Origin of the sequence: Nocardioides speluncae, from assembly GCF_003121585.1 — a bacterium.
GTDB lineage: Bacteria > Actinomycetota > Actinomycetes > Propionibacteriales > Nocardioidaceae > Nocardioides > Nocardioides speluncae.
In genome coordinates, this window is the sequence record NZ_QEOO01000037.1 from 439,560 (window position 1) to 445,665 (window position 6,106).

Sequence of the window (6,106 nt, forward strand, 5' to 3'; positions counted from 1 at the left end):
CTGATGATGTGGTTCTTCGCGATCCTGATCGTGCTCGCCATGGGCGGCGTGGCGATGGTGGCCGCAGGCCGCGGCACCCCGATGTCGGACGTGTACGACGACCGTCCGGACGCCCTGATCACCGCCGACAGGATCACCGGCAAGGACCTGCGCCGGATCCGTTTCTCGCTCGGCGTCCGCGGCTACCGGATGTCCGAGGTGGACACCCTGCTGGCCCGGCTGGCCACTCAGCTGGACCGAGAACACGCCCAGGACGGTGACGTACATGGCGATCCGCCGAAGGAGTAAGGCAAACTTCGAGCCGTGTCGACCGCAGTAGTTGTTTACGTTCTGACAGCCCTGGCGTTGCTTGTCGTTGTCATGACGCGGCTTCGTCTCGGCGGAGCCCAGGACAGCGCGGGTCGGTTTCAGGTCGGCCGTGCGCTGTTGAACCTGCACACCCTTTGCGGCCTTCTCGCCTGGGGCATCTGGGTCTGGTTCCTGATCTTCGACAAGGACGTGATGCTCGGCGGCGCGCTCGGCGGGATCATCGCGCTGGCGCTCTGGTGGATCGTGGCGATCATCGGACTGCTGATCCTGAGCCGCTGGCTGCCGTCCCACGGCCGGCACGCCCAGCCGGTCGTCCTCGACACCTGGAGCGAGGGGCCCGGCCTCTCAGTGCTGGCCCACGTCGGCATGCTGGTCGGCGTGATCGTGTTCACCTACGCCTACTGGACCTCGGCGGTGTAGGCGTGACCCGGCCGGCGGTGTCGTTGGCCGGAGCGGTCACGCTCTCACTCGTTGCCACTGGCCTCGGTTTCGAGACGGTTGCTGCACAACCTCCTCAACCCGCGGCCGAACTGGGGAACCACGTCATCGAGAAGAAGGTGATCGGGCGCTCGGTCCGGGGCCGCCCGATCGTGGCCTACCGCCTCGGCCAGCCCGGCCAGCGCAAGGCGGTCGCGCTGGCGGCGATGCACGGCAACGAGGCCGCGCCCCGGCAGATCCTGACCGCGCTGGTCAACGGCCTGCGGATCCGCGACCTCGACCTGTGGGTGGTCCCGACGTACAACCCGGACGGCGTGGCTCGCGGCACCCGCAAGAACGCACGCGGCGTCGACCTCAACCGCAACTTCCCGCAGCGGTGGGTCGACCTCGACGGCGCGTACGAGTCCGGTCCGCGACCGGCCTCCGAGCCCGAGACCCGCGCGGTGATGCGCTTCCTGCGCACGGTCGGCCCGCGCTGGGTGGTGAGCTTCCACCAGCCCCTGCACGGCATCGACACCGACACCAAGAACCGGCAGTTCGCGCGGCGGCTGGTCCGCCACCTCCGGCTGCCGGCCAAGCACTTCAACTGCGGCGGCGTCTGCCACGGCACCCTGACCATGTGGTTCAACGCCCGCTTCCCCGGCGCGGCCGTCACCGTCGAGTACGGCGCCCGGCCGACCCGGCACCGGATGCGCGTCGAGGCACCGCGCCAGCTGATCCGCGCCCTCTACGGCCGCCGCGGGTGACCCGGCTAAGGTCGCGAGCGTGATCACAGATGTCGAACTGGCCATCACCGCCGCGAGAGCCGGAGCCGAGGTGGTGCTCGGCAAGTACGGCACCTGGGAGACCAGGATCGACAAGGAGCCCGGCGACTTCGCGACCGAGGCGGACGTCGAGGCCGAGCAGGCGATCCTCGACACCATCCGCGCCGGCCGCCCTGACGACGCGTTCCTCGGCGAGGAGGGCGGGTACGTCGGCCGCGAGGACGCCGGCCGGGTCTGGCTGGTCGACCCGCTCTGCGGGACCTTGAACTTCGCCGCCAAGACGCCGCTGTTCTGCGTGAACGTCGCGCTCCGCGACGCCGATCACCAGGACCTGGCCGCTGCCGTCGCCGACCCGTGCTCGGGTGAGGTGTTCTGGACCGACGGCGAGAAGGCGATGCTCCGCGGCGCCGACGGCGTCGACCTGCCGCTCGTCCCCGACGTCGGCGCCCGCCTCGTGGACATCAACGTGGACCGCGGCGCGATGCGCTCCGGACCGCTGCCGACCGCGATCCGCCTGCTCACGACCGCGGAGTTCGAGGCGAGCTTCGGACCGCGGGTGGTGTCCAGCAGCCTCGCGCTGGCCTGGGTGGCGGCGGGCCGGCGGGCGGCGTACCTGACCGACGGCGCGCGCCCCGACAGCGTCCACTTCGCCGCCGGGCTCGCGTTGTGCCGGGCAGCCGGCTGCGTGGTCACCGACCTGGCGGGTGAGCCGCTGTACAGCGGCGCCGGCGGGCTGCTGGCCGCCGCCGACGCCGAGACCCACGCCGAGCTGCTCGGCCTCCTCTCGCGGGCCTAGCCGCGCCTAGCGGCCCTCGAAGACCGGCTTCTCCTTGGCGAGGAAGGCGGCGACGGCGGCCTCGTGGTCTCGGGTCTTGCCGGTCGCGGTCATCATCTCGCCCTCGAAGGCGAGCGCGTCCTCGAAACCGGAGCCGGCGGCGTAGGTGACCGACCGGCGGATGGCGCCGTACGCCGCGGTCGGGCCGGCCGCCAGCCGGCCGGTGAGCTCGGCGATCGCGCTGCCCAGCTCATCGGCGGGAACCACCCGCGTGGCCAGGCCGAGCTCGAGCGAGGTCGCGGCGTCCAAGGTGCTCGGGAAGTAGAGCAGCTCCAGCGCCTTGGCCCGCCCGACCAGCCGCGGCAGCGACCAGGACGAGCCGGTGTCGCAGGACAGCGCGATCCCACTGAACGCGAGGTTGAAGCCCGCGGTGTCGGCCAGCACCCGGAAGTCGCAGGCGAAGGCGAGGCTGGCGCCCGCGCCGGCCGCCACCCCGTTGACGGCCGCGACCACGGGCTTCGGCATCGTCGCGATCGCGGTGGCGATCGGGTTGTAGTGCTGCTCGACGGTGTTGAACAGCGAGCTCTTGTCCTCGCTGTTGAGGATCTGGACGTGCTCCTTGAGGTCCTGGCCGACGCAGAACGCGCGGCCGGTCCCGGTGAGTACGACGCAGCGCACGGCCTGGTCGTTGGCGGCCTCGAGCACCGCCGCGAGCAGCGCCTCCTTGGTGGCCACGTCGAGGCTGTTCATCGCGCCGGGCCGGTTCAGCGTGATCGTGGCGACGCCGTCGGCGGTCTCGACCAGGACGGGTGCTTCGGGCGTGTCGGACATCGGTGGACCTTTCGGGGCGTGGGCAGGGCCGTCAGGACTGAGTCAAGCAGCGGTCGACGTAGCGGTCCGCACCGGGCTTGAGTCGACCTGCCTCGGTGGTGAAGTACGCCGCGGCACGCCGGCCGGCCCAGTCGTCGGGCAGCAGCTCGGCGGGCAGGCCCGGGTCGCGGAACAGGAACTTGCGCCACTCGTGGACCAGCTGGAAGCGGACCGCGAACGCCGCCTCGTCCGGGTCGTCGCCGTTCTCCCGCTGGGCCTCGACCAGCGCCTCCGCCTCGGTCAGCCAGGCGTCGTACTCCTTGCCGAGCTCGGCCAGGTCCCAGGCTTCGAGGGGGCGCTCGGGCGGCTCGAAGTCGCGGACCACCGCGGTGGTGGCGTCGAGCCGGTCGCGGCGCAGCAGGTCGTCGAGCTCCTCGCGCGGGTAGGGGCTGATCCAGGTGCTGTCGGTGAGCTCGGCGTACCCCAGGAAGCCGAGGGCGTCGCGCACCCGCTGGCGCTGCGTGCGCGGGTCGATCCGGCCGAGCAGCACCAGCTGCCAGGAGCCGTCCCAGCGGGTCTTCTCGGTGCGGGTGCCGTAGATCCGGGCGCCGGCGGCGTCCAGCCGGCGGATCGCCTGGGCGGTGGCCCGGTAGCCGCGCCCGGCATCGAGCTGGACCGGCTCCAGCCAGCCCTGGAGCACCATCCGGGAGATCGCGGTGCGGACGGCCGGGGCCTGGATGCCGATCGGGTCGAGAAGCCGCACCAGCGCGGCGACCGGCGCCTCGTTGGCGCGGTGGCGCAGGTGGTCGCCGTACACGTCGAAGAGGGCGGACCGCGCATGCATGGAGAGAGTCTGCCAGCCTCCCCGAGGGTGCGCCCCCAGAGCCTGTGGTCGAAGGGACGGGCGGGATAGGGGATAATGGTGGACGCGTACAGCGATCGGCCGGCCAGGCCCCGGTCGCGATGACTCGAGTTCAACAAGGGAAGAGGTGCGCGGATGGCGGCGATGAAGCCGCGGACGGGCGACGGTCCGCTGGAGGTCACCAAGGAAGGGCGCGGCATTGTCATGCGCGTCCCACTCGAGGGCGGTGGCCGTTTGGTGGTCGAGTTGAACGCCGACGAAGCTGGAGCGCTCGGCGATGCCCTCAAGGATGTCGTCGGCTGACGCCCGTGGCCGCGACTGACACACTTCCCAGCCAGGTCTCACCCCCAGAGTTCGCACTCAGCGACCTACCGCCGCACGCCATCCGTGGTGTCGAGGCGGTGGCGCTGCCGGTGCTGCCTGCCCCGAAGCCCGCGGCCGACTCGGCCGATGCGGCCGAGGAGCGGGACGGCGCGGCGCTGCTGCTCGGGCCCGGTGCGGCGGACCTGGTCGAGGAGCTGGGGTTGGACGCGTTCGCCGTGCTCGACGCCTACCGAGCCAGCGGCAAGGCCGGTGAGATCACCGTTCATCCGGTGACCGACACCTCCGCCGCCAACGACGCGCTGCGGATGGTCATCTTCGTCGGCGTCGGCGAGCAGCGGCCGGCGGACCTGCGCCGTGCCGGTGCGGCGCTGGCTCGCGCCACCCGGGGCTACGACAGCGTGGCGACCTCGGTCGGAGCGGTCGGCGACGACGCGGCGCTGCGTGCCTTCGTGATCGGCCTGATGCTCGGCTCGTTCGGCTTCCACTGGCGCTCGACCGGACCCAAGGAACGGCCGCTGGGCCGCGTCGTACTCTCCTCGATCGCCGACGAGGCCGCGGCGCGACAGACGCTGGACAAGGCGATCGCGATCGGCGGCGCCGGCTGGCGGGCGCGGACACTGGCGACCGTCCCGTCGAACCTCAAGAACCCACCGTGGCTGGCCGAGCAGGCCGAGCAGGTGGCGGCCGAGTCCGGCCTCGACTACGACGTGTGGGACGAGAAGCGGCTGGTCGACGAGGGCTTCGAGGGCATCCTCTCGGTCGGCCGAGCCTCGGACTCCGAACCGCGGCTGATCCGGCTCGACTACAAGCCGGCCAAGTCCGGTCGCAAGACGCCGCACCTGGCGCTGATCGGCAAGGGCATCACGTTCGACAGCGGTGGCCTGTCGATCAAGCCCGGCGAGTCGATGCTGAACATGAAGCGGGACATGACCGGTGGGGCCGTCGTGCTCGCGGTGATGGCCGCGCTCGGCGACATCGGCTGCGCGATCCGGGTCACCGGCCTGATCGCGGCCGCCGAGAACTCCATCAGCGGGTCCGCCACCCGGCCCGGCGACGTACTCCGCCACTACGGCGGGCGGACCACCGAGGTCACCAACACCGACGCCGAGGGCCGGCTGGTGATGGCCGACGCGCTGGCGTACTCCGTCGCCGAGCTCAAGCCGGACGCGCTGGTCGACGTGGCGACGCTGACCGGCGCGATGAAGCTGACGCTCGGTATGCGCACCGGCGGGATCTTCGCCAACCACGACGGCCTGGCCGATGCGGTACGCCGCGCCGGCGAGGAGGCCGGTGAGCCGTTCTGGCGGATGCCGCTGGCCGACGAGTACGAAGAGCAGCTGGCCTCGAAGGTCGCCGACGCCGACAACGGGCCGAAAGGCCCCGGCGCGATCATGGCCGCGCTATTCCTGCAGCACTTCGTCGGCGACCTGCCCTGGGCGCACCTCGACATCGCCTCCGCAGGCGACTCGCCGTCGGAGAACTACGAGTGGAGCAGCGGCCCGACCGGCTTCGGCGCCCGCGCCCTGCTGCACTGGCTGGAGCAGGAACAACCCCTCGAAGGAGTGCTCTAGGGTGCATCTCCTTATCCCTGACCTGCGGCGCGACGCCCGGCACGCACGCTGGCTGCGTTGCCGTCGGTCGACGGGCCACCGGCCCGCCTCCCTCCGCCGCCTTGCCATCGCACGCACCGGACGCCGCTCCGCGACGGCCACGGATAAGGAGATGCACCCTAGTGAGGCGCACGTGAAGTTCGCTAGATAAGTCGTAGGATGTGGACATGCCACGATCAGGACGTCCGAAGGCCGAGTTGACCCTGACTCCGCA

8 protein-coding genes are annotated in these 6,106 nt (G+C 71.6%); 6 read left to right on the forward strand and 2 right to left on the reverse strand.

Features of this window, described 5'->3' with window-relative positions; genetic code table 11:
* Positions 1-3 precede the first annotated feature (3 nt).
* From DDV73_RS21870 to DDV73_RS21885, 4 genes are all read left to right on the forward strand, one after another.
* Positions 4-288: a DivIVA domain-containing protein gene (locus tag DDV73_RS21870; protein WP_240617405.1), complete on the forward strand. Its 285-nt coding sequence runs from the start codon at positions 4-6 to the stop codon at positions 286-288.
* Between the two features lie 72 nt (positions 289-360).
* A complete protein-coding gene (locus DDV73_RS21875; protein WP_240617406.1) occupies positions 361-729 on the forward strand; it encodes a hypothetical protein in 369 nt (122 codons plus the stop codon).
* 2 nt (positions 730-731) lie between these two features.
* Positions 732-1,493: a M14 family zinc carboxypeptidase gene (locus DDV73_RS21880; RefSeq protein ID WP_161962498.1), complete on the forward strand. Its 762-nt coding sequence runs from the start codon at positions 732-734 to the stop codon at positions 1,491-1,493.
* Positions 1,494-1,512: 19 nt separating this feature from the next.
* On the forward strand, positions 1,513-2,307 hold the full coding sequence (locus tag DDV73_RS21885) for an inositol monophosphatase family protein (RefSeq protein WP_109509359.1): 795 nt from the start codon (positions 1,513-1,515) through the stop codon (positions 2,305-2,307).
* 6 nt (positions 2,308-2,313) lie between these two features.
* Here the strand turns inward: DDV73_RS21885 and DDV73_RS21890 are convergent, their stop codons facing one another.
* Together DDV73_RS21890 and DDV73_RS21895 are read right to left on the reverse strand one after the other, a co-directional pair.
* Complete coding sequence (locus DDV73_RS21890) at positions 2,314-3,117, reverse strand: enoyl-CoA hydratase/isomerase family protein (protein ID WP_109509360.1); 804 nt, start codon at positions 3,115-3,117, stop codon at positions 2,314-2,316.
* A gap of 31 nt (positions 3,118-3,148) precedes the next feature.
* On the reverse strand, positions 3,149-3,940 hold the full coding sequence (locus tag DDV73_RS21895) for a PaaX family transcriptional regulator (protein WP_109509361.1): 792 nt from the start codon (positions 3,938-3,940) through the stop codon (positions 3,149-3,151).
* A gap of 153 nt (positions 3,941-4,093) precedes the next feature.
* Between DDV73_RS21895 and DDV73_RS21900 the strand changes: the two genes are divergently transcribed.
* Together DDV73_RS21900 and DDV73_RS21905 are read left to right on the forward strand one after the other, a co-directional pair.
* Positions 4,094-4,261 (forward strand): DUF3117 domain-containing protein, encoded by a 168-nt coding sequence (locus DDV73_RS21900; RefSeq protein WP_082599809.1) that lies wholly within the window; start codon positions 4,094-4,096, stop codon positions 4,259-4,261.
* Positions 4,262-4,266: 5 nt separating this feature from the next.
* The gene (locus DDV73_RS21905) at positions 4,267-5,853 is read left to right on the forward strand and encodes a leucyl aminopeptidase family protein (protein WP_240617407.1); all 1,587 of its coding nucleotides are present in this window, start codon (positions 4,267-4,269) and stop codon (positions 5,851-5,853) included.
* Positions 5,854-6,106: the final 253 nt, after the last annotated feature.

What these genes read in the sequence shown, in the direction of transcription:
- DDV73_RS21870 (WP_240617405.1), top strand. Translation starts at nt 4, where the DNA reads ATGATGTGGTTCTTCGCGATCCTGATCGTGCTCGCCATGGGCGGCGTG.
- DDV73_RS21895 (WP_109509361.1), bottom strand. Translation starts at nt 3,940, where the DNA reads ATGCATGCGCGGTCCGCCCTCTTCGACGTGTACGGCGACCACCTGCGC.
- DDV73_RS21875 (WP_240617406.1), top strand. Translation starts at nt 361, where the DNA reads ATGACGCGGCTTCGTCTCGGCGGAGCCCAGGACAGCGCGGGTCGGTTT.
- DDV73_RS21900 (WP_082599809.1), top strand. Translation starts at nt 4,094, where the DNA reads ATGGCGGCGATGAAGCCGCGGACGGGCGACGGTCCGCTGGAGGTCACC.
- DDV73_RS21890 (WP_109509360.1), bottom strand. Translation starts at nt 3,117, where the DNA reads ATGTCCGACACGCCCGAAGCACCCGTCCTGGTCGAGACCGCCGACGGC.